At 32.0% G+C, this 23,604-nt stretch carries 17 protein-coding genes, 1 pseudogene and 1 CRISPR repeat array; of the genes and pseudogenes, 16 read left to right on the forward strand and 2 right to left on the reverse strand.

What is annotated here, in order from left to right; all coding sequences use genetic code 11:
* Positions 1-245 precede the first annotated feature (245 nt).
* Positions 246-5,457: direct repeats of the CRISPR family, unit length 46 nt; unit sequence CTTGTGAATTCTCACGTAAAAATACAATTTGAAATCAATTCACAAC.
* A gap of 162 nt (positions 5,458-5,619) precedes the next feature.
* The 3 genes from Q0998_RS18050 to Q0998_RS18060 all read left to right on the forward strand — a co-directional run bounded on the left by Q0998_RS18050 (position 5,620) and on the right by Q0998_RS18060 (position 7,272).
* Positions 5,620-5,877 carry a type II toxin-antitoxin system HicA family toxin gene (locus Q0998_RS18050; protein WP_299672428.1) on the forward strand — a complete coding sequence of 86 codons (258 nt, stop codon included), beginning with the start codon at positions 5,620-5,622 and terminating at the stop codon, positions 5,875-5,877.
* Positions 5,862-6,215: a type II toxin-antitoxin system HicB family antitoxin gene (locus Q0998_RS18055; protein WP_299672430.1), complete on the forward strand. Its 354-nt coding sequence runs from the start codon at positions 5,862-5,864 to the stop codon at positions 6,213-6,215. The genes Q0998_RS18050 and Q0998_RS18055 overlap by 16 nt, the downstream gene beginning before the upstream one ends.
* 694 nt (positions 6,216-6,909) lie before the next feature.
* Entirely contained in the window at positions 6,910-7,272 is a 363-nt protein-coding gene (locus Q0998_RS18060; protein WP_299672432.1) for a hypothetical protein, read from the forward strand.
* A gap of 303 nt (positions 7,273-7,575) precedes the next feature.
* Here Q0998_RS18060 and gcvP read toward each other — a convergent pair whose 3' ends face one another.
* Positions 7,576-10,413: an aminomethyl-transferring glycine dehydrogenase gene (gcvP, locus tag Q0998_RS18065; protein ID WP_299672434.1), complete on the reverse strand. Its 2,838-nt coding sequence runs from the start codon at positions 10,411-10,413 to the stop codon at positions 7,576-7,578.
* 185 nt (positions 10,414-10,598) lie between these two features.
* Here gcvP and Q0998_RS18070 point away from each other — a divergent pair, with 185 nt between their 5' ends.
* Both Q0998_RS18070 and serA read left to right on the forward strand, forming a co-directional pair.
* Positions 10,599-11,420 carry a hypothetical protein gene (locus Q0998_RS18070; RefSeq protein ID WP_299672436.1) on the forward strand — a complete coding sequence of 274 codons (822 nt, stop codon included), beginning with the start codon at positions 10,599-10,601 and terminating at the stop codon, positions 11,418-11,420.
* Between the two features lie 141 nt (positions 11,421-11,561).
* Positions 11,562-13,454: a phosphoglycerate dehydrogenase gene (gene serA, locus Q0998_RS18075; protein WP_299672438.1), complete on the forward strand. Its 1,893-nt coding sequence runs from the start codon at positions 11,562-11,564 to the stop codon at positions 13,452-13,454.
* Positions 13,455-13,562: 108 nt separating this feature from the next.
* Here the strand turns inward: serA and Q0998_RS18080 are convergent, their stop codons facing one another.
* Positions 13,563-14,750, reverse strand: a complete 1,188-nt coding sequence (locus Q0998_RS18080; protein ID WP_299672441.1) for an SH3 domain-containing C40 family peptidase — start codon at positions 14,748-14,750, stop codon at positions 13,563-13,565.
* A gap of 107 nt (positions 14,751-14,857) precedes the next feature.
* Between Q0998_RS18080 and kynU the strand changes: the two genes are divergently transcribed.
* The 11 genes and pseudogenes from kynU (at position 14,858) to Q0998_RS18135 (ending at position 23,476) form a co-directional block, all read left to right on the forward strand.
* Entirely contained in the window at positions 14,858-16,117 is a 1,260-nt protein-coding gene (gene kynU, locus Q0998_RS18085) for a kynureninase (protein ID WP_299672444.1), read from the forward strand.
* Positions 16,118-16,211: 94 nt separating this feature from the next.
* Complete coding sequence (locus Q0998_RS18090; protein WP_299672446.1) at positions 16,212-17,621, forward strand: NAD(P)/FAD-dependent oxidoreductase; 1,410 nt, start codon at positions 16,212-16,214, stop codon at positions 17,619-17,621.
* A 74-nt stretch (positions 17,622-17,695) separates the two neighbouring features.
* The gene (locus tag Q0998_RS18095; protein WP_299672448.1) at positions 17,696-18,268 is read left to right on the forward strand and encodes a DUF1697 domain-containing protein; all 573 of its coding nucleotides are present in this window, start codon (positions 17,696-17,698) and stop codon (positions 18,266-18,268) included.
* 1 nt (position 18,269) lies between these two features.
* Complete coding sequence (locus Q0998_RS18100) at positions 18,270-18,671, forward strand: RidA family protein (RefSeq protein WP_299672450.1); 402 nt, start codon at positions 18,270-18,272, stop codon at positions 18,669-18,671.
* A 75-nt stretch (positions 18,672-18,746) separates the two neighbouring features.
* Positions 18,747-19,871 carry an ATP-binding protein gene (locus Q0998_RS18105; protein WP_299672452.1) on the forward strand — a complete coding sequence of 375 codons (1,125 nt, stop codon included), beginning with the start codon at positions 18,747-18,749 and terminating at the stop codon, positions 19,869-19,871.
* A 46-nt stretch (positions 19,872-19,917) separates the two neighbouring features.
* Positions 19,918-20,007 (forward strand): annotated as a pseudogene (locus Q0998_RS18110) (RidA family protein); the annotation flags it as partial.
* 40 nt (positions 20,008-20,047) lie between these two features.
* Positions 20,048-20,311 (forward strand): GIY-YIG nuclease family protein, encoded by a 264-nt coding sequence (locus Q0998_RS18115; RefSeq protein ID WP_299672454.1) that lies wholly within the window; start codon positions 20,048-20,050, stop codon positions 20,309-20,311.
* Positions 20,312-20,510: 199 nt separating this feature from the next.
* Positions 20,511-21,956, forward strand: coding sequence for an aldehyde dehydrogenase (locus Q0998_RS18120; RefSeq protein ID WP_299672456.1), 1,446 nt, complete (start codon positions 20,511-20,513; stop codon positions 21,954-21,956).
* A gap of 121 nt (positions 21,957-22,077) precedes the next feature.
* Positions 22,078-22,281 (forward strand): DUF6500 family protein, encoded by a 204-nt coding sequence (locus tag Q0998_RS18125; RefSeq protein ID WP_299672458.1) that lies wholly within the window; start codon positions 22,078-22,080, stop codon positions 22,279-22,281.
* A gap of 49 nt (positions 22,282-22,330) precedes the next feature.
* Positions 22,331-22,648 (forward strand): GIY-YIG nuclease family protein, encoded by a 318-nt coding sequence (locus Q0998_RS18130; protein WP_299672460.1) that lies wholly within the window; start codon positions 22,331-22,333, stop codon positions 22,646-22,648.
* Positions 22,649-22,696: 48 nt separating this feature from the next.
* Positions 22,697-23,476: an SDR family oxidoreductase gene (locus Q0998_RS18135; RefSeq protein ID WP_299672462.1), complete on the forward strand. Its 780-nt coding sequence runs from the start codon at positions 22,697-22,699 to the stop codon at positions 23,474-23,476.
* The last annotated feature ends 128 nt before the right edge of the window (positions 23,477-23,604 follow it).

Genomic DNA, 23,604 nt, shown 5'->3' on the forward strand with positions numbered 1-23,604 from the left:
CATCAAAACAAAAATATATAGAAAATTATCAACCAAATATTTGTTTTTAAGCACAGTTCATTCCTGCGCACTTGTCTGCCGAAGGTAGAGGCAGGAATCTCATATTTAAAAGGTGTCAATTCTTGAAATAATTAGAATTAAAAAAACGTATAAGATTTGACTTTAATTCTAGAAAATGATCATAGATTCTTTATCCAAAAAAGGAATCCCAACCTATTGATTTTACTCAATATTTTGGGATTGACCTTGTGAATTCTCACGTAAAAATACAATTTGAAATCAATTCACAACCGTGACCACGAATCAGAGCTGCTAAACCTACTTGTGAATTCTCACGTAAAAATACAATTTGAAATCAATTCACAACGAAGGACAAGACAAACAAACAACACGTCCCCTTGTGAATTCTCACGTAAAAATACAATTTGAAATCAATTCACAACGCAACAGTGTTTCCACCTAAAGAAGCAATCCTTGTGAATTCTCACGTAAAAATACAATTTGAAATCAATTCACAACGTGGTTTTATAAGTAATTCAAGTAAATTAACTTGTGAATTCTCACGTAAAAATACAATTTGAAATCAATTCACAACGCTTTATTTCCGTTAAAATCAACTTGATTTCTTGTGAATTCTCACGTAAAAATACAATTTGAAATCAATTCACAACTGCTAATACTACAATACAATTAATGAGCAACTTGTGAATTCTCACGTAAAAATACAATTTGAAATCAATTCACAACCAGCTGCTACTAAAAAGATTACTGTAAATCCTTGTGAATTCTCACGTAAAAATACAATTTGAAATCAATTCACAACTCTTACATGAGAATAATTCATTTAGCTTATCTTGTGAATTCTCACGTAAAAATACAATTTGAAATCAATTCACAACTATCGACTATTGTATTTATCTGTCGCCCCACTTGTGAATTCTCACGTAAAAATACAATTTGAAATCAATTCACAACCCACCCCCTTTAGTTTCTAATAAATCAAAACTTGTGAATTCTCACGTAAAAATACAATTTGAAATCAATTCACAACCAAGCTTCTAAACATTTAGGAACTAAATTTCTTGTGAATTCTCACGTAAAAATACAATTTGAAATCAATTCACAACAGACATTATTTCTAAATATATGGGTTGTGACTTGTGAATTCTCACGTAAAAATACAATTTGAAATCAATTCACAACAGATTATTCCAACAATATAAAATGAATTTCCTTGTGAATTCTCACGTAAAAATACAATTTGAAATCAATTCACAACGAGCTTCTGAAACAATTACTCGTAATTTTACTTGTGAATTCTCACGTAAAAATACAATTTGAAATCAATTCACAACGCCATAACCAAGCAATAAATAAAGATTATCCTTGTGAATTCTCACGTAAAAATACAATTTGAAATCAATTCACAACAAGTTGGTATTTATTTTTGTACTATGGGAACTTGTGAATTCTCACGTAAAAATACAATTTGAAATCAATTCACAACTGGAATCATACAGGGAAAAGATAAATTGGACTTGTGAATTCTCACGTAAAAATACAATTTGAAATCAATTCACAACACGGGGGTGGGATTAACGATAGCGTTTTATCTTGTGAATTCTCACGTAAAAATACAATTTGAAATCAATTCACAACTCCTGTTTTAGGTGTTACATACACATTCCACTTGTGAATTCTCACGTAAAAATACAATTTGAAATCAATTCACAACGTATTCTTTAATGCCCAACCCGCGTATTAACTTGTGAATTCTCACGTAAAAATACAATTTGAAATCAATTCACAACTTCGTACCCGATATGTACTGCGGGGTACGACTTGTGAATTCTCACGTAAAAATACAATTTGAAATCAATTCACAACTAATGCACGTACACGATGAAGCCGTGGCAGCTTGTGAATTCTCACGTAAAAATACAATTTGAAATCAATTCACAACTATCATCCTAACGTTACAACAAGCACAAGCCTTGTGAATTCTCACGTAAAAATACAATTTGAAATCAATTCACAACAAACAACTTATCATTATGCGCACTCGATAACTTGTGAATTCTCACGTAAAAATACAATTTGAAATCAATTCACAACGGTTTACTTAAAATATAATATTCAACATACCTTGTGAATTCTCACGTAAAAATACAATTTGAAATCAATTCACAACGACAATAGATACATACGATACTAAAGCATACTTGTGAATTCTCACGTAAAAATACAATTTGAAATCAATTCACAACTATTGCGCCATGCCAAATCAAAGAATAATTCTTGTGAATTCTCACGTAAAAATACAATTTGAAATCAATTCACAACAAGGTTTACGAACCTAAAGAGCGTGAAGTTCTTGTGAATTCTCACGTAAAAATACAATTTGAAATCAATTCACAACCTATATACAAATTGACGGAAACACAGTAAACTTGTGAATTCTCACGTAAAAATACAATTTGAAATCAATTCACAACCTCGTTTTGGCTGCATGAGACAAGGCCAGCCTTGTGAATTCTCACGTAAAAATACAATTTGAAATCAATTCACAACTATAAAACCGACAAAGAAAAACGAACAGAGCTTGTGAATTCTCACGTAAAAATACAATTTGAAATCAATTCACAACTGAAGTATTTGACTAAACTAGAACCAACAACTTGTGAATTCTCACGTAAAAATACAATTTGAAATCAATTCACAACAAGGGGTCTGAAGCTAAAGAAACGTATTTACTTGTGAATTCTCACGTAAAAATACAATTTGAAATCAATTCACAACTTGTCCGTTCTGTCTTTTTTCCACTCTGTCCTTGTGAATTCTCACGTAAAAATACAATTTGAAATCAATTCACAACAAACGGTTACAATGCCGCACGGTGTCGCATCTTGTGAATTCTCACGTAAAAATACAATTTGAAATCAATTCACAACTGACAGAGAGCGGTAGAACTTTTGAGAGAGCTTGTGAATTCTCACGTAAAAATACAATTTGAAATCAATTCACAACTCGCCGTAGTGAGCAACTAAATTATTTGCTCTTGTGAATTCTCACGTAAAAATACAATTTGAAATCAATTCACAACTGTAAATTCAGTATTAAATTCCTTGAAAACTTGTGAATTCTCACGTAAAAATACAATTTGAAATCAATTCACAACGCAACAACGGGTCGGCGACGTTAGGAATAGCTTGTGAATTCTCACGTAAAAATACAATTTGAAATCAATTCACAACGAACAGACACGCAACCTTATTCGATTATTGCTTGTGAATTCTCACGTAAAAATACAATTTGAAATCAATTCACAACCCTCAGTAACGGTGTACGCTCTACAAAAAGCTTGTGAATTCTCACGTAAAAATACAATTTGAAATCAATTCACAACCCCCATCAATAAATCGATAGCAGAACTACGCTTGTGAATTCTCACGTAAAAATACAATTTGAAATCAATTCACAACAAACGCTTGAATTTATGACAAACCAAATTACTTGTGAATTCTCACGTAAAAATACAATTTGAAATCAATTCACAACATATCGCCACCTTTTTTAAGCATAGTTCTTCTTGTGAATTCTCACGTAAAAATACAATTTGAAATCAATTCACAACCTGCTCCTGCACCAACATTTACAGAAGAAACTTGTGAATTCTCACGTAAAAATACAATTTGAAATCAATTCACAACCGAATTTTATAAACGCTTCTAACTGCGCTCCTTGTGAATTCTCACGTAAAAATACAATTTGAAATCAATTCACAACGGCGTTTCTTTTTGGGCGATACAAAACTGCCTTGTGAATTCTCACGTAAAAATACAATTTGAAATCAATTCACAACACTTGGTTTGTTGTAATAAGCTTCATCCATCTTGTGAATTCTCACGTAAAAATACAATTTGAAATCAATTCACAACAACCCCTGGCAAGGTGGTGAAGTCATATAGCTTGTGAATTCTCACGTAAAAATACAATTTGAAATCAATTCAAAACTCCATTGCAAAAAATACGCGCTTCTTTTTTCTTGTGAATTCTCACGTAAAAATACAATTTGAAATCAATTCACAACGGAGTGCTGTCTAAATCTCCCCACATATAACTTGTGAATTCTCACGTAAAAATACAATTTGAAATCAATTCACAACTATCTGCAGCAAACATACCTGCTGCAATTCTTGTGAATTCTCACGTAAAAATACAATTTGAAATCAATTCACAACCAGCATAATGGTTTGCCTTCTTTTAATGTACTTGTGAATTCTCACGTAAAAATACAATTTGAAATCAATTCACAACACTGTACTTGTCTCCGTTTTTTAATGTCCTCTTGTGAATTCTCACGTAAAAATACAATTTGAAATCAATTCACAACAAATTCCCAAATATATTCTTCAACATCTTTCTTGTGAATTCTCACGTAAAAATACAATTTGAAATCAATTCACAACGAAAACACTTATAGATACGGTTATCTTTTTCTTGTGAATTCTCACGTAAAAATACAATTTGAAATCAATTCACAACTGTTGTAGTTTCACTTGAAATGTCTGGAGTCTTGTGAATTCTCACGTAAAAATACAATTTGAAATCAATTCACAACTAAATATAGAACAGCCTTTGTTTGGTGAAGCTTGTGAATTCTCACGTAAAAATACAATTTGAAATCAATTCACAACTCTCTTGTGTTTTCGCCATAATTATGGTACCTTGTGAATTCTCACGTAAAAATACAATTTGAAATCAATTCACAACTAATTGATTGCGATAATATAGCGATTGGAGCTTGTGAATTCTCACGTAAAAATACAATTTGAAATCAATTCACAACTTACTTTTTTAGGTTACTTGTAATATTATTCTTGTGAATTCTCACGTAAAAATACAATTTGAAATCAATTCACAACGGAATGGATGCAGAGTAAAATTGTTTTGCTCTTGTGAATTCTCACGTAAAAATACAATTTGAAATCAATTCACAACTTAATAGATAAACAAATAACCAAAAACTTACTTGTGAATTCTCACGTAAAAATACAATTTGAAATCAATTCACAACGGGTAAATATTAAAACATATAATTATGAAACTTGTGAATTCTCACGTAAAAATACAATTTGAAATCAATTCACAACACATCAGTCCTACAAGTGGATTTCATCATGCTTGTGAATTCTCACGTAAAAATACAATTTGAAATCAATTCACAACGCTTGTTCTGTTGACAATTCGTAAGTTTTACTTGTGAATTCTCACGTAAAAATACAATTTGAAATCAATTCACAACGCTTAACACTTTATTCTAACAATAAAAAATCTTGTGAATTCTCACGTAAAAATACAATTTGAAATCAATTCACAACTACTAAAACCTGTTCTAATATATTGTTTTTCTTGTGAATTCTCACGTAAAAATACAATTTGAAATCAATTCACAACACCTTAAGGCTGGGTTTGCTGGTAATGTTACTTGTTAGTTTAGCCCCCAATAAGTTCGGAGTGATATTTATTAAACCATTGAACTATTTATAATTTAATACTTTATTTTAAAAAAATTATATGTAACTATAATATAGTTACATATAATTTGTATATTTACACATGAGTAAGATTGAGAAATTAATAGCAAAATTTTTAAGTGTTCCAATTGATTTGACTTGGAATGAGCTTTTAAAATTATTGGCTCATTTCGGTTTTACTGAAATAAAAAAGAAAGGAAAATCTGGAGGTTCAAGAGTAAAATTTATAAATTCTAAAAAGCAGATATTAAACTTTCACAAACCGCACCCAGATAATATTGTGAAACAATATGTTATTAGACAAACATTAGAAAAGTTAAGATTATGGAAAATTATTTAAAATATAAAGAATATTACGGTTCTGTCGAGTTTAGTTCAGAAGATAATATTCTATTTGGAAAAATTATAGGTATTAATGATTTAGTAAATTATGAAGCTGAATCAGTTGAAGAATTAAGAGCTTCATTTATTGAAGCTGTTGAGGATTATATTGAAACTTGCAAATTAGTAGGTAAAGAACCCAATAAATTTTTTAAAGGTGTTTTCAATGTAAGAACTCCTAAAGGAGTTCACAGACATTTAGCAATATTGGCTGAAAAAAAGAAAATGAAACTCAATGAATTAGTAAATAAAGCATTTGAATTTTTAATAGAAAATGAAGATCAAGTATTAAATTAGTGAAACTCAATTTTTATTCCGAAGCTTCGGAAGCAAAGCAATGAATTAAAAATTGCTAGCTGAACCTGACTATGCCGGCAGGCAGGCTAATCCCGCTTTTTTAGCGGGATCTATGGGTTTTACCTGCCAGCCGGCCGGCTGGTTCCCCGACGCTCTGCGTCGAAATAAAAAATAATTTTCTACTTGATACCTCGTACCCTTGGGTCGAGGTTTTTCATTTAACTAAAAATGAAACATAAAAAACCATACACATGCCCCAAATTTGAAGAAACTGGATTAATTAATTCAGAAGATGGAGGAAATTCTTGTGAATTCTCTAGTAAAAATACAATTTGAAATCAATTTACAATGCATATTGAGCATAGTTTCTAAAGATGGAAGAGTAAATTAAAAAACCATAAAAAAGGAAAGAGAAAAAGATAGTTCAGCATCTTTAGCAAGATCCATAAAGGATAAGTCTGCAAACGGAGATGCTAAACTACTGTACAAAAATACAAAAAAACTTCGCCTAATAATAAAATTTTATTTTTTTCGTTTAAGTAAAAAAATGATAAATTTAACTTATGAATATATAACTTGGTAAAAGATGTTTCAGAAATTTTATTTTTTAATTCTAGTTGTTTTTCTTTCTTGTAATAGCAATGAGAATCCTTGTTTTTCAACTAAAGTAGATATACTCGCAGTTAATGAAAGTATGAACTGCGATGACTTTGAATTTAACTTTACGAACGTTGATTTTAATGAATTAAAAATAATAAATAATCTAAATGATTATAATTATTATGTATCGGACAACTGTGATATGGATATCGATTTCAATCTATATACAGTTGTTATAGGTCATTTTTCACGAAATAAAATAGTTGATACCGTAGCGTATAAGATGTCTACTTTACCTTGTAGTTCAAATGATGATTATTATTTAAATATTGTAGTAAAAGAAAAGGAGGAATTGAATACAAATGACATCTCTATCATTGAAAATGAATATGTATTAGTATTTTCAAAATTTGATGATAAACCTATTCAACTTTATTACACGATTACGGATATTTAGAGTTTATTGTTTTATAAATAAAGATATTTGGGAGTAGATGAAAATCGCTCCCATTTTTTATGAAAATAGTAAGTTTATGGATGCTCAACCTCCTCTATTTTAGAAAATTTTTGATTTGGTTGCGTTTAATTTTTTACTTTTCGACTTATGTTTTAGTAAAGGTGATTCTATTATTGAGTTAATGAAATATAAATGATTGTTTCTATTGCTTGCTATCATAAAATTCTTATTTGTGAATTCTTACGTATAAAAAAACCGTTTCGTATATAGAAACGGTTTGTAATACCTAAAAACATATTGTGTTTACATATAATCTTCTATTGGGTTGCAAGAACAAATTAAGTTTCTGTCTCCATAAGCATCATCAACTCTTCTTACGGTAGGCCAAAATTTATTGTCTGCAATATATGCCAGCGGAAATGCGGCTTGTTTTCTAGTGTAGGGCAGTGTCCAATCATCTGCAGTTAGCATTTCTTGCGTATGAGGCGCGTTTTTTAAAGGATTGTTCTCATCTTCTTTAGAAGCATTTTTAATTTCTTCTCTGATTGAAATCATCGCATCACAAAAACGATCCAATTCAGCAATACTTTCAGATTCTGTAGGCTCAATCATCATCGTTCCTCCCACTGGGAAAGAAACGGTGGGTGCGTGAAAACCATAATCCATCAAACGCTTTGCGATGTCTACGACTTCAATTCCGTGTTGTTTAAAATCACGGCAATCGATAATCATTTCATGTGCTGCACGTCCTTTTTCACCTGTATACAACGTTGGGTAATGACCTTCTAAACGTTCTTTGATATAGTTTGCATTTAAAATGGCCATTTTGGTAGCATCTGTCAATCCTTTTGAACCTAACATGCTAATGTATCCGTAAGAAATTAAACAGGCCAAAGCAGAGCCCCAAGGTGCGCCAGAAATTGCTGTAATTGCTTTTTCTCCTCCAGTCGGAATTAAAGGGTTCGTTGGTAAAAATGGCACCAATTGTGGCGCTACACAAATTGGTCCTACGCCAGGGCCACCACCACCATGTGGAATCGCGAATGTTTTATGCAAGTTTAAATGACAAACATCTGCACCAATGGTTGCAGGGTTCGTTAAGCCAACTTGCGCATTCATATTTGCACCATCCATGTACACTTGTCCGCCATGATCATGAATAATTTTGGTGATTTCTTGAATTTCACTCTCAAAAACGCCATGTGTTGATGGATAAGTTACCATCAAAGCCGCTAAATTAGTTGAATGCAATGCTGCTTTTTCACGCAAATCATCTACATCTATATTTCCGTTTTCTGCAGTTTTAGTCACAATCACTTTCATCCCTGCCATCACAGCAGAAGCAGGATTTGTACCATGGGCAGAAGCGGGAATGATACAAATATTTCTGTGCGAATCTCCATTTGATTGGTGATATGCTCTGATGGTCATTAAACCAGCAAATTCACCTTGTGCACCAGAATTGGGCTGTAAAGAAGTACCTGCAAAACCAGTAACGATATTTAATTGATGTTCTAATTTTTGCAAAACTTCTTGATAACCTTCTGCTTGATTTAGGGGCACAAATGGGTGAATATTTCCCCACTGTGGATTGCTTAAAGGCAACATTTCTGAAGCGGCATTTAATTTCATTGTACAAGAACCCAAAGAAATCATCGAATGGTTTAATGCCAAATCTTTACGTTCTAGTTTTTTGATGTAACGCATCATGTCTGTTTCAGATTGATACGTATTGAAAATTTCATTTTCTAAAAACGAAGTATTTCGTTGTAGGTTTTCTGAAATTATAGTTTCTGATGATTTGGATTCGCTAGCTTTTAAATGAAATGCTTTTTCAAAACAATTTACAATTGCGTTGATTTCTTTAGTACCCACAGTTTCGTTTACAGAAATTGAAACATGGTTTTCATCAACATAATTAAAGTTGATGTTATTGGCTTCGGCAACTTCTTTTAATTTCTGAGCTTTTACTTTTATTAAAAGTGTATCAAAATAAGAAGTATTCAATTGTTTAAAACCTAAACCTTCTAAGATTGTAGCTAAAGTTTTCGTGTTTTTGTGAACACGATCTGCAATGTGTTGAATTCCGTTTTTTCCATGAAAAACAGCATACATTCCTGCCATCACCGCTAATAAAACTTGCGCAGTACAAATGTTAGATGTGGCTCTTTCTCGCTTTATATGTTGTTCTCTGGTTTGCAATGCCATACGTAGGGCACGCTTTCCGTTTTTATCTTTGGTAACACCAATAATTCTTCCAGGAATACTTCTTTTATAAGCTTCTTTGGTTGCAAAATAAGCTGCATGAGGACCTCCGTAACCTAACGGAATTCCAAAACGTTGTGTGGTTCCAACTACTACAGAAGCTCCAAATTCTCCTGGTGCTTTTAATTTTACCAACGATAAAATATCTGCTGCAACCGCTACTTTTATATTGTTTCCATTCGCTTTTGCTACAAAATTTTCATAGTCAAAAATTTGTCCGTGTTTTCCTGGATATTGTAAAATTGCTCCAAAAAATCCATCAGAAAAATCAAAATCTTCATGATTTCCAATGACCAATTCAATGCCAATTGGCGTGGAGCGTGTTTGTAAAAGAGATAATGTTTGAGGCAAAATTTCTTCAGAAACAAAAAATTGATTGGCACCAGCTTTTTTCTTTGCTCTTTCTCTTACATCATATAGCAAAGCCATGGCTTCTGCTGCGGCGGTACTTTCATCTAAAAGCGAAGCATTTGCCAATTCCATTCCTGTTAAATCGCAAATCATGGTTTGGTAATTTAACAACGCTTCTAATCTACCTTGCGCAATTTCTGCTTGATAGGGTGTGTAAGCAGTATACCAACCTGGGTTTTCTAAAATATTTCGTTGAATTACACTGGGTACAATCGCCTCATGATAGCCCAAACCAATATAACTTTTAAAAACTTTATTTTTTTCTGAAAGTGCTTTTATATGCGCCAAATACTCATATTCGCTCATTGCTGGCGCCAAATCTAAAGCGTCTTTTAAACGAATATTGTCAGGTACAGTTTCCGTAATTAATTGTTCTAAATCATCAGCTTTTATAGTTGATAGCATTTGTTCTTGTTCCTTTGTATTTGGACCAATATGTCTAAGTTGAAACGAATTTGTATTCATTAATTTAGTTTAGTTACGATATGTTTCAATCGATTTAGTGTTCTTTTTATCAACCAATAAAAATGATTTCTTTGGCGGAACAAAAATAAGGATTAAATGGATTATTTTTTAACTGAAAATGAATAAATTGATGTTAATTATCAACTAAAAATGAATGTTATAAACAGAAGGGTTATTTTTGTTTAATGAAGTTTTTAAAAATACTGTTCAATTTTTATATCAATGCTAGTATTCACGTAGGTTTTGCTGTGTACGCATTTGTAAGAATCACTGAACACTATTTAGCACTTACCTATAGCGAAAATTTAGATTATTTTATTTTTTACGGAACCATTACGGGTTATAATTTTGTAAAATATGCAGGGGTTGCAAAATTGCATCACAAGAGTTTAACGGAAGATTTAAAAATTATTCAAGTATTTTCTCTTTTTTGTTTTTTAGCGATGTGTTATTACGGATTTCAAATTCCTTTAAACACCATCTATGTTTCAATTCCTTTTGTTGTTTTAACGGTATTGTATGCAGTTCCGTTTTTAAGTGGATTTGATAAAAATTTACGTCAGGTGAGTTATTTAAAGATAATCGTAGTAGCTTTCGTTTGGGCAGGTTTTACAGTATTAATACCTGCAATTAATGCAGGCAAAGAGGTCTCGCTAAACATTTTGTTATTATTGCTACAACGTTTTTTAATTGTGGTTGTTTTAATTTTACCTTTTGACATTAGGGATGTAAAGTATGATGCGATTTCTTTACAAACAATTCCTAAGAAAATAGGAATCCAAAAAACAAAAAGATTGGGTTTAGGAATCCTAATTTTTGCTTTGTTGATAGAATACAGCATGAACGGAAGCGATATTTCAAAAAATACGTTTCTAATTTTCTTTTTTTTAACGCTAATTTTCTTGATGCGCTCTAAAATCAATCAATCAAAATACTACAGTTCTTTTTGGGTAGAATCGTTGCCCATAGTTTGGTGGCTACTTCTTTTGGGATTTCATAATATATAATGGTTTTAAAGATTATTTTTATCAACTTATAGATTATTGTAGTGAATTACAATAGATATCATAAAACTTTAAATACACTTCTAAATAACCTACGATATTTGTAGCTTTACCGCTATTAAAAATCAACCAAGATTCGCAAAAATGAGTACCGAAAAAAGAAATTATATTTTCGATTTTGACAGCACGCTAACAAAGGTTGAAGCATTAGACGTTTTAGCAGAAATTACGCTTCAAAACAATCCGAAGAAAAAAGAAATTATTCAAGAGATCATTGATATTACCAATTTAGGAATTGATGGTGAAATCTCTTTTACAGAATCTTTAGAAAGAAGAATAAAATTATTAAAAGCAAACAAGGCAGATTTAAAAGATTTAGTGGTTGCTTTAAAAAAGCAAGTTTCTAATTCTATTGAAAGTAATAAGGAATTTTTTGAAGAATTTGCAGATGATATTTATGTGATCTCTTGTGGTTTTAAAGAATTTATAGATCCTATTGTAAAAGAATACAACATTCCTTCAGAAAGAGTGTATGCAAATACGTTTGAGTTTGCAGAAGATGGAGAAATTATTGGTTTTGATGAAGAAAATGTATTGTCGAAGCACAATGGTAAAATTCAATGTTTAAAAGACATGAATTTAGATGGAGAGATACAAGTTATTGGTGATGGTTATAGCGATTATGTAACTCGTGAAGCAGGTGTGGCTGATACCTTTTTTGCCTATACAGAAAATGTTTCAAGAGATAAAACAACAGAAAACGCAGACCATATAGCGCCAAATTTAGATGAATTTTTATACGTAAATAATTTGCCAAGAAATATCTCATACCCAAAGAACAGAATTAAGATTTTATTATTAGAAAACGTGCATTCAGATGCTTTTACAAAGTTGTCTAAAGATGGTTTTTCTGTAGAAACGGTTTCTAAAAGTTTGTCTGAAGACGAGTTGATAGAAAAAATAAAAGACGTACATGTTTTAGGAATTCGTTCTAAAACAAATGTGACCAAGAAAGTAGTTGCCGCTGCAGAGAAATTAATGGTGGTGAGTGCTTTTTGTATTGGTACCAAACAAATCGATTTAGAAGCTTGTAAAGAAAAAGGAATTGTAGTTTTTAACGCACCTTATAGCAATACCCGTTCTGTAGTAGAGTTGGCCATTGGAGAAATTATTATGTTAATGCGTAGTGTTTTTCAGAGAAGCACAGAGATTCATAATGGGCAATGGAACAAAACTGCTGAAGGTTCTAGGGAAGTTCGTGGTAAAAAACTAGGAATTGTGGGTTATGGTAATATTGGTTCGCAACTCTCTATTTTGGCAGAAGCTTTAGGAATGGATGTGTATTATTATGATGTTGAAGATAAATTGGCTTTAGGAAATGCCACTAAAGTAGATGAACTATCTGAGTTGTTAGCCATTTCTGATGTGGTTACTCTGCATGTTGATGACAATGCTGCAAATAAAAATTTCTTTGGAAAAAAGGAAATTTCTCAAATGAAAGATGGTGCATTTTTGGTGAATCTTTCTCGTGGATTTGTAGTTGATATTCAGGCTTTAGTAGCCGCTTTAAAATCAGGAAAAATTGCAGGAACTGCTGTGGATGTCTATCCTGAAGAACCCAGAAAAAATGGCGAATTCTTTACAGATTTAAAAGGGTTGCCAAACGTAATTTTAACACCGCATGTTGGTGGAAGTACAGAAGAAGCGCAGCGTGATATTGCAGATTTTGTACCGAGTAAAATTATGGCATATATGAATTCTGGAAATACAGTAGATGCTGTGAATTTTCCAAACATTCGTTTGCCAAGACAAACCAATGCGCATCGTTTTTTACACATTCATAAAAACGTTCCAGGTGTCATGGCGAAAATCAATAAAATTCTAGCTAAATACGATTTGAATATTACGGGGCAATATTTATCTACAGACCCTAAAGTGGGCTATGTAATTACAGATTTAGACAAAGAATACAATAAAGAAGTCATTGAAAAATTAAGAAACGTAGCAGGAACTATTAAGTTTAGAGTTTTGTATTAACCGAGTTTCCATCATTACGAGAAATAATGATGCAGCGATTTTTTAATTAATTATAAAATTTAAGCCTTTCAATTTTTAGTTGAAAGGTCTTTTTTATGATTTTTTTTCTTAGTGCTTAAATTCTTTTTTTAAGTCAATAATATTTTTATCCTTTACTCCCAAATAACGCTTACTGCCTAGGTATCTATTTCTGTTAAACCCATCATAATTAGCTTGTGTTTCGTCCATAGAACTAATATGAACATTCCCAGCAGCATGAATAAATTCCATTTTAGAATTGCCCAACCAAATACCAACATGCGTAACACGTTGTTTTTTATTTTCTGTAGCTTTTTTTCCGAAAAACAATAAATCCCCTTTTTCTAAACCTTCAAAAGTAAAATTAACATCTACCGTTTTACCTGCATTAATTTGTTGAGAAGCATCTCTAGAAATCACAAAACCATTCATTAAATACACCATTTTTGTAAATCCGCTACAATCCATTCCTTTAGCAGAAGTTCCTCCCCATAAATAAGGAAAACCGTCCATTTTTTTAGCAATAGTTTCGATGTTTATTTGAGAAGGTTGTAGTTTTTGCAACCATTTCTCGTAAATAATAGCTTCGCTCTTTTTTACAAAACCAGTTCTATTATCTGGATACTTTACCTCATAAAAAGAAGCATCTTCAGATAAATATTTTAAAAGCCCACCAAGAGTGATATCCGAAATAATTTCAGAATTGACATTTTTCTTTTTGTAAACATAGCCAAAATTGGTTGTAAAAAGCACTTTTTTAGAAGCGTTCCAAGTATCGAATTCGCCTTTGTTCATCGTGTGAATTCCCCCTCTATCTACCCAAGAGATATATCTGTCTGGAGTTTGAATTCTATAAAAATCACCTTTCTTGTCTAGAATTTTTAAGGGCATTCCTAACAAACCTTGTGTGCCTAATTCAGCAGAATGTTTGGGTTCTGAACGAATATTTATCACCGAATTTTTAGCAACAGCAAACATATTATTACCAACAATAGTATCTGGTAAAACACGAATTTTATTGATATAGGCTACATCTAAAGATTTTAAACTATCTAATAATTTTTGGTATGCTTCTTTAGAATCTGTCATTCCAGAGACAATAATTTTATCGTCTGAATTGTCAAATTTTATATCATAAATAGCCACTCTTCTATCGGGTGCATACTCAGCTTTAATACTTTCATTAACACCTTCTAAACCAACTACTAAAAGAGAATTATTACTACAGGAAATAGATAGAATAATTGAGAATAGATATATAAATTTTTGGAATTTCATAATTTCAATTTTAGAATTTCATCAAAAATAAAGATAGTAATTTATTCTTTTAAACTTTATTCTAAAAATAGTTTGTTTTATATTTGAGAACAATCATTTTTTTATTCATGAAATTCAAAAATACTTTAGCGTTCTCAAAGCAATTAGACAAAGAGGATAAAATTTCTTATTTACGAGAAAAATTTCATATCCCAAAAGATCAGCATGGAGATGAATGGCTTTATTTTACAGGGAATTCTTTGGGCTTGCAACCAAAATCAACCAAGGAATATATCAACCAAGAATTAGAAGATTGGGCAAATTTGGGCGTAGAAGGTCATTTTGAGGCGAAGCATCCGTGGTTGAATTATCATGAATATTTAACGGATAAAATGGCAAAAATAGTTGGCGCAAAACCAATTGAGGTGGTTGTAATGAATACATTAACGACTAATCTTCATCTGTTAATGGTTTCATTTTACAGACCTACCAAAACAAAATATAAAATTGTAATAGAAAGTGATGCATTTCCTTCAGATAGATATGCTGTGGAATCGCAATTAAAATTTCATGGTTTCTCAAAAGAGGATGTTATTGAGTGGAAACCAAAAAAAGGTTCGGCATTATTAGATATAGAAGATTTAGAAACGATTGTTAAAGAACAAGGAAATGAAATTGCATTGCTTCTTATTGGAGGTGTAAATTATTATACAGGTCAGTTTTTAAATTTGAAAAGGATTACAGAAATTGGGCATTCAAAAGATTGTGTGGTAGGAATCGATTTAGCACACGGAGCAGGAAATGTGCAACCCAACTTACATGATTCTGGAGTCGATTTTGCAGCTTGGTGTACCTATAAATATCTAAATTCCGGACCCGGAAGTTTGGCAGGAATTTTTGTTCATGAAAAGCATTCAAAAAACAAAGACTTGCCACGTTTTGCAGGTTGGTGGAATCATAACAAAGCAACGCGCTTTAATATGCGACAACCCTTTGACGTGATGGAAGGAGCAGAAGGTTGGCAATTGTCAAATCCGCCCATATTGTCTATGGCAGCCATAAAAGCGTCTCTAGATTTATTTGATAAAGTTGGAATGGACGCTTTAAGAGAAAAATCAGAAAAGCTAACAGGTTATTTTGAGTTTTTAATCAACGAAATTGATTCTGAGGATATAAAAATTATCACACCGAGTAATCCAAAGGAAAGAGGTTGCCAATTATCCATTCAAGTTAAAAATGCTGATAAAAATTTGCATAAACAACTAACAGCGCAGCATATCATTACAGATTGGCGAGAACCCGACGTAATACGTTGTGCACCGGTTCCTATGTACAATAGTTTTGAAGATGTGTATCAAATGGTAACTATTTTACAAACGTTATTGTAAAATAGTTAAACTGAACTTTTTCAGTTTCTTATTGCGTCTGTCATTCCTGCGCACTTGTCTGCCGAAGGTAGAGACAGGAATCTAAAATAAATAAATGAACAAAAAAGATAAAATACTCATCATTGGCGCAGGTTTATGTGGAAGTTTACTTGCATTAAGACTTGCACAAAGAGGTTATAAAGTTGCCATATACGAAAGCAGACCAGATTTAAGAACCGTAGATATTTCTGCTGGGAGATCCATCAATCTAGCTTTGTCAGATAGAGGTTTAAAAGCACTGCGATTATGTGGAATGGAAGAAAAAGCTAGAGAAATATGCATTCCTATGAATGGCAGATTAATGCACGATACCCAAGGGAATACATTTTCTTCCAATTATTCTGGAAGAGAAAACGAATATATCAACTCAATTTCGAGAGGAGATCTGAATGCGATTTTATTAGATGAAGCTGAAAAGCATGAAAATGTAAATCTCCATTTCAATAAAAAATGTACAAAAGTTGATATAGAAAATACGACAGCTCATTTTAAAGATTACAAAACCAAGGAAAAATTCACTGTGGATGCCACTGTAATTTTTGGAGCAGATGGCGCAGGTTCTTCTTTGCGAAAAAGTTATGTTTCAGAACGCAAATTCTTATTCAGTTATTCTCAAAATTATCTAAATCACGGGTATAAGGAATTAGAGATTCCTGCGGATAAAAATGGAAATCATCAAATAAGTAAAGGGCATTTACATATTTGGCCAAGAGGCGATTTTATGTTGATTGCACTCCCAAATATGGATGGAAGTTTTACCGTAACGCTCTTTTTAAGTTATAATAAAGGCGAATTTAATTTCGAAAATTTAACTTCAGAAAAAAAAATAACCGAATTTTTTGAGAAGGAATTTCCAGATGCTTTGGCATTAATTCCGAATATACAAGAAGAGTTTATCAATAACCCAACAGGACCTTTGGGAACCATTAAATGTTCGCCTTGGAGCTATCAAGATAAAACGTTGTTAATTGGCGACGCGTCACATGCAATAGTGCCGTTTTATGGACAAGGAATGAATGCTTCATTTGAAGATGTTTTTGTGTTAGATGGAATCTTGAATCAAGAATTAAAGGATTGGGAAGCTGTTTTTAAAGCCTATCAAAAAGCTAGAAAACACGATACAGATGCCATTGCAGATTTGGCAATCGATAATTTTCATGAGATGAAAGACCATGTTGCGAATCCTTTGTTTAAAGAAAAAAGAAAGATAGAAATGGATTTAGAAAAAACATTTCCAACACAATATTCGTCAAAATATTCGTTAGTTACTTTTAATGAAAATATGGGCTATCAAGAAGCCATGAAAAGAGGTAGAGCACAAGATAAAGCATTATTGAATTTGATTTCTGGTGACGATATCTCGACTTCGATCGATATGACAAAAGATGAGTTAGAAATTGTTTTAAAGAGAGTAATCAAAGAAACTAACGAGATTTTGCAAGAAGATAAAGTTGCAGGAATGTAAAGCCCATCCCAACCTTCCCCAAGGGATGGAGCTAGCAGTTTTTTGAAAACAAATTGATGTAAACTTAAAATAATATGAGCACAAAAGAAAACCATAATGTTGCGAGTTCCTCCCCTTCGGTGAGGTTAGGTGGGGCTTTTATTGTTTTACTTCGTGGAATCAATGTCTCAGGAAAAAATAAAATCCCGATGGCAGATGTACGTGAATTATTAAATAATTTAGATTTTCAAAATGTGCAAACCTATATTCAAAGTGGAAATATTATCTTAGAGTCAGATTTAGAGAAAGATGAAATTTGTGATAAAATTAAAAACGGAATTCAAGAGAGATTTGGATTCGATGTTCCTGTTTTAGCGAGAACAATATTAGAATGGAAAAAAGTAATTGATAATTATCCTTTTTCAATAGAAAATGAAAAAATAGTTGCGTTAACATTTCTGAATAAATCAACAAAAGAAACGACAATCGAAGTCAAAAATATTGGAGAAGACTCATATAAAATAGTTGAAGATGTTGTGTATTTATATTGTCCGTCAGGTTTTGGTAGCACAAAACTGACTAATAATATTATTGAGAGAAAGTTGGATGTAGTTGCAACTACAAGAAATTTAAGAACGACTTTAAAATTATTAGAATTAGCACAATAATATGAGAGAAAAAAAAGTAACACCAAGAGGCGCGTATCCACATGTAAAAGTTGTTGGCGATTTTATTTTTGTATCGGGAACAAGTTCAAGAAAACCAGATAACACGATTGCAGGAGTCGTAATCATAGACGAAATGGGAACTAAAAAATTAGATTCTTATTTACAAACAAAAGCAGTTTTAGAAAATATCGATCGTAATTTAAAAACGGTTGGTGCAAGTTTAAAAGATGTGGTAGATGTTTCTTCCTTTTTAGTAAATATGAATGATTTTGCAGGCTATAACAAAGCCTACGCAGAATTTTTTGACAAAGAAACGGGACCAACAAGAACCACTGTGGCTGTGCATCAATTACCACATCCAGATTTGGTGGTAGAGATTAAGGTGACTGCTTATAAGAAGTGAAATTCCAAAAAAGACTTCATTTCAATACTTGAGTAGCAAAATTTATATTATTTTTACGATTTAAAAGTAAATATTTTGATAAATAGAAATCTTACAGCGCGCATACTTAAAAACTTTAATGACCATAAAGTAATTGTTTTAGTTGGTTCTCGACAAGTTGGGAAAACTACGCTGCTTTTAAAGAATTTTATGAATTCAGAAACGCTTTTACTAAATGGAGATGATTATGAGACGAGACAGCTACTTGAAAATACATCAGCATCGTTTTTAAAACGTTTAATTGGTAATTATAAAAGAATCATTATCGACGAAGCACAACGCATTGAAAATATCGGAATTACTCTTAAAATACTACATGATCAATTTTTAGAAATTAAAATAATAGCAACAGGCTCTTCCGCTTTTGACCTCGCAAATAAAATTAACGAACCACTTACAGGTAGAAAATGGGAATATAAATTATGGGCAATTAGTATGAATGAAATGATACAGCATCATTCACTTTTAGAAGAATCGCGTTTGCTAAATCATCGTATAATTTATGGCTGGTATCCAGATGTAATTAACAATCCTGGAAATGAAAAAGAAATTTTAAATCAGCTTTCAGACAGTTACTTGTATAAAGACATACTTACTTGGGAAGATATTAAAAAACCTCAAAAATTAGAAGCCTTGGTGCAAGCTTTAGCATTTCAAATAGGACAACAAGTATCTTATCACGAATTAGGACAAATAGTAGGTTTAAATAACGAGACAGTAGCGCGTTATATTTTATTGCTTGAAAAAGCGTTTATTGTTTTTAGATTGCCATCTTTGAGTAGAAATTTACGGAACGAACTTAAAAAAAGTAAAAAGATTTATTTCTATGATGTTGGTATTCGAAATTCAGTAATAAAAAATTGGAATCCTGTTGGCTTAAGACAAGATATTGGTGCTTTATGGGAAAATTTTTTAATTGTAGAAAGATTAAAATTTAAAGCAAATAACGGCATGCTTTCTAATGATTATTTTTGGAGAAATCAAGCCCAGCAAGAAATCGATTTTGTAGAAGATTATAAGGGTACCCTTTGTGCTTATGAGTTCAAATGGAATGTTAAAAGAAAAGCAAAATTTAGTAAAAGTTTTACGAATGCGTATCCAAATCATCAATTGATGGTGGTAAGTAAAGATAATTATTTAGATTTTATTACGAATGAATAAGATGTATATAATGGTTTACATAGAAATTTTTTTAGGTAGCATAACGCCAACAAGAACAACCCTTGCTGTGCATCAATTACCACATCCATATTTGGTGGTAGAGATGAAAGTGGCAGCTTATAAGAAGGCTAATTAACTAACGAATGTCTCCTCGAGCGCAGTCGAGAGGTTTATTTATGAAAATGTATTTTGTTTATATATTAAAATGTTCAGATAATTTGCTATATGTTGGTATTACAAATAACATAGAAAGAAGACCTTTAGAATTGATATTTCATCAAATTTTTAATGATGTTGAGCAAGTAATTTATTTTGAAAAGAAAATAAAAAAATGGAGTGGTAAAAAGAAATTGGCTTTAGCAAATGATGATTTTGATATGATTGAAATATTATCAGAATGCAGAAATACAACGCATCATAAATATAATCCGGATAAATAATGAGTTCTCGACTGCGCTACCATTGATGTAGCTTGTAAGTTGATGTTTTACAAATTGTAAATACTGTCGTCGAGCGCAGTCGAGACCTCATTAAAACCTCTCGACTGCGCTCGAGGAGACATTACGTCATTCAAGCCGTTTGAAAAAATTTTTTTTCTCAGGTCTCGAACATACATAGAAAGTTTAATTAAAATAGTAAATGAACATCCAAAACTACATCAACGGAGAATTTGTAAATCCAATAAATGGGGAATATATTGATAACTACAATCCATCAAAAGGAGAAATTTACGGACAAACTCCAAATTCCTCAAAAGAAGATGTAGAAAGCGCATACCAAGCAGCAAAAACAGCTTTTCCAAGTTGGAGCAATACCACGTTAGAAGAAAGAAGTAAAATATTATTAAAAATTGCTGATTTAATATTGGAAAAATTAGAGGTTTTAGCAACAGCAGAATCAAAAGACAATGGGAAACCAATCAGTTTAGCAAAACAAGTGGATATTCCAAGAGCAGCAAGTAATTTCCAGTTTTTTGCAAATGCGATAACACAGTTTTCATCAGAAGCACACGAAAGTGTGGGATTAAATGCGGTTAATTTTACATTACGTCAACCCATTGGAGTTGTTGGTTGTATTTCTCCTTGGAACTTACCTTTGTACTTGTTTACCTGGAAAATTGCACCAGCCATAGCTGCAGGAAATTGTGTGGTTGCAAAACCGAGTGAAATTACACCTATGACTGCTTATTTATTAGGCGAAATCTGTAATGAAGCAGGCCTCCCAAAAGGCGTTTTAAATATTGTACATGGATTAGGAACATCAACAGGACAAGCCATTGTAGCGCACCCAAATATCAAGGCAATTTCATTTACAGGGGGTACAAAAACAGGTGCACATATTGCAAGCGTCGCTGCACCAATGTTTAAAAAGCTGTCTTTAGAGTTGGGTGGGAAAAACCCAAATATCATTTTTGCAGATTGTGATTACGAGAAGATGTTGGCAACAACGGTTCGTTCTTCATTTGCGAATCAAGGTCAGATTTGTTTGTGCGGAAGTAGAATTTTTGTTGAAGAAAAAATTTATGAGCAATTCAAAATAGATTTTATCAAAAAAGTAGCGGAGTTAAAAGTTGGCAATCCCTCAGCAAAAGATACAAATATGGGGGCTTTGGTTTCTGCAGCACATTTAGCAAAAGTAAAATCGTATATTGATGGTGCCAAACTAGAAGGAGGAAAAATAGTATTTGGCGGCAATAAAGTGACTGTAGAAAATTGTGAAAATGGTTATTATCTACAACCCACTATTATTGAAGTTTTTGACAATAAATGTAGCTTAAATCAAGAAGAAATTTTTGGACCTGTTGTTACGATTATATCGTTCAAAACAGATGAAGAAGCATTGCAATTAGCCAATGATGTACCATATGGTTTGTCAGCAACATTATGGACAAATAATCTAAACCGAACCATGCAATTTTCTAAACAATTACAAACCGGAATTGTTTGGGTAAATACTTGGATGCTGCGTGATTTAAGAACACCTTTTGGAGGAGTGAAAAATAGTGGAGTAGGACGAGAAGGTGGTTTTGAAGCATTGCGCTTTTTTACAGAGCCTAAAAATATTTGTATATATAGCCCATCTTAATCTTCCCAAAGGGAAGAAACTGTTGTCAAGAATTAAGATGTATGAAAATAATTTGATAAATAAATATAATTAGCCATAACTAAATAAATCCCCTTTCCTTTGGAAAGGGTTAGGGATAGGAATGAATAAAGAAATAAGAGAGAAAATCATTCAAGTTTGTGATGAAAAAATTGCTAAAAAAGGAGATCATGTTGGTTTGTCTTTTTATGCTTTTTTCAAGAATAAAAATGACAATCCAAAATTGTTACTAGAAATGGCTACTTGGTGGATAGAAACGCATGAGTTAAATCACTTTGAAAAAGCGGTGAAGATTAAAAAATGGTAGAATATAATTAGCACTAAAATGTCTCCTCGAGCGCAGTCGAGAGGTTATTATGAAAATGTATTTTGTTTATATATTAAAATGTTCAGACAGTTTACTTTATGTTGGAATTACAAATAATATAGAAAGAAGATTTGAAGAGCATCAAAAAGGATTGAATAAAAGTTGTTTTACTTATAAAAGAAGACCTTTAGAATTAATATTTAATCAAGTTTTTAATGATGTTGATCAAGCAATTTATTTTGAAAAGAAAATAAAAAAGTGGAGCAGTAGAAAGAAATTAGCTTTAGCAAATTATGATTTTGATTTGTTAGAAATATTATCAGAATGCAGAAACGCTACACATCATAAATATAATCCAGATAATTAATTAGGTCTCGACTGCGCTCGACCAGACATAGATAACACACTAAAATAAATGAATTTAAAACTAAAAAATAAAAATGCCTTAGTTTGTGGCAGCACACAAGGAATAGGAAAAGCAACCGCAATACTATTGGCGGAAGAAGGGGTAAATGTTACCTTAATTGCAAGAAACGAAGAAAAGTTAAAAGCGGTTTTAGCAGAATTACAAAATAGCGGAGCACAGTGTCATGGTTATTTGGTTGCCGATTTTTCCAAGCCAAATGAATTAAAACAAGTTTTAGGAAATTTAGAGTTGCAATTTCATATTTTGGTGAATAATACTGGAGGTCCTGCAGGAGGTCCAATTTTTAATGCGAAGATTGAGGAATTTGAAAGCGCTTTTACGCAACATTTAAAATGCAATCATATTTTAGTGCAAAGTTTAGTCCCGTTTATGAAAACACAATGTTTTGGCAGAATTATCAACATAATTTCCACTTCTGTAAAACAACCTTTAGATGGTTTGGGCGTTTCAAACACCATACGTGGCGCTGTTGCAAGTTGGTCTAAAACGTTGGCAAATGAGCTGGGTGAATTTGGTATTACAGTCAACAATGTCTTACCAGGAGCAACAGGAACCGAAAGATTGAAAGAAATAATTAAAAATAAATCTGCTAAAACTGGAAATTCTTTTGATGAGGTTGCAGCGGCAATGAAAAACGCTTCACCTGCAAAACGATTTGCAAAACCTGAAGAAATTGCCAATGCAGTTGTCTTTTTAGCAAGTGAAAAGGCAAGTTTTATCAACGGAATTAACGTTCCTGTTGATGGTGGAAGAACAAAATCACTCTGATCCCATCCCTAACCCTTTCCAAAGGGAAGGGAATTAAAATGTAAATAATTATTTTGAGTTAGTCATTTAATTTCCGTATATTTAAGTCAATAAAACTAGGATAATGGAACAATTTGAAGGACAAGATA

Origin of the sequence: uncultured Polaribacter sp. (assembly GCF_947501385.1) — a bacterium.
Classification (GTDB): domain Bacteria; phylum Bacteroidota; class Bacteroidia; order Flavobacteriales; family Flavobacteriaceae; genus Polaribacter.

Bases quoted from the DNA above. Each gene is read 5' to 3' on its own strand.
- Q0998_RS18050 (WP_299672428.1), top strand. From the start codon at position 5,620: ATGAGTAAGATTGAGAAATTAATAGCAAAATTTTTAAGTGTTCCAATT.
- Q0998_RS18055 (WP_299672430.1), top strand. From the start codon at position 5,862: ATGGAAAATTATTTAAAATATAAAGAATATTACGGTTCTGTCGAGTTT.
- Q0998_RS18060 (WP_299672432.1), top strand. From the start codon at position 6,910: ATGAACTGCGATGACTTTGAATTTAACTTTACGAACGTTGATTTTAAT.
- gcvP (WP_299672434.1), bottom strand. From the start codon at position 10,413: ATGAATACAAATTCGTTTCAACTTAGACATATTGGTCCAAATACAAAG.
- Q0998_RS18070 (WP_299672436.1), top strand. From the start codon at position 10,599: ATGAAGTTTTTAAAAATACTGTTCAATTTTTATATCAATGCTAGTATT.
- serA (WP_299672438.1), top strand. From the start codon at position 11,562: ATGAGTACCGAAAAAAGAAATTATATTTTCGATTTTGACAGCACGCTA.
- Q0998_RS18080 (WP_299672441.1), bottom strand. From the start codon at position 14,750: ATGAAATTCCAAAAATTTATATATCTATTCTCAATTATTCTATCTATT.
- kynU (WP_299672444.1), top strand. From the start codon at position 14,858: ATGAAATTCAAAAATACTTTAGCGTTCTCAAAGCAATTAGACAAAGAG.
- Q0998_RS18090 (WP_299672446.1), top strand. From the start codon at position 16,212: ATGAACAAAAAAGATAAAATACTCATCATTGGCGCAGGTTTATGTGGA.
- Q0998_RS18095 (WP_299672448.1), top strand. From the start codon at position 17,696: ATGAGCACAAAAGAAAACCATAATGTTGCGAGTTCCTCCCCTTCGGTG.
- Q0998_RS18100 (WP_299672450.1), top strand. From the start codon at position 18,270: ATGAGAGAAAAAAAAGTAACACCAAGAGGCGCGTATCCACATGTAAAA.
- Q0998_RS18115 (WP_299672454.1), top strand. From the start codon at position 20,048: ATGAAAATGTATTTTGTTTATATATTAAAATGTTCAGATAATTTGCTA.
- Q0998_RS18120 (WP_299672456.1), top strand. From the start codon at position 20,511: ATGAACATCCAAAACTACATCAACGGAGAATTTGTAAATCCAATAAAT.
- Q0998_RS18125 (WP_299672458.1), top strand. From the start codon at position 22,078: ATGAATAAAGAAATAAGAGAGAAAATCATTCAAGTTTGTGATGAAAAA.
- Q0998_RS18130 (WP_299672460.1), top strand. From the start codon at position 22,331: ATGAAAATGTATTTTGTTTATATATTAAAATGTTCAGACAGTTTACTT.
- Q0998_RS18135 (WP_299672462.1), top strand. From the start codon at position 22,697: ATGAATTTAAAACTAAAAAATAAAAATGCCTTAGTTTGTGGCAGCACA.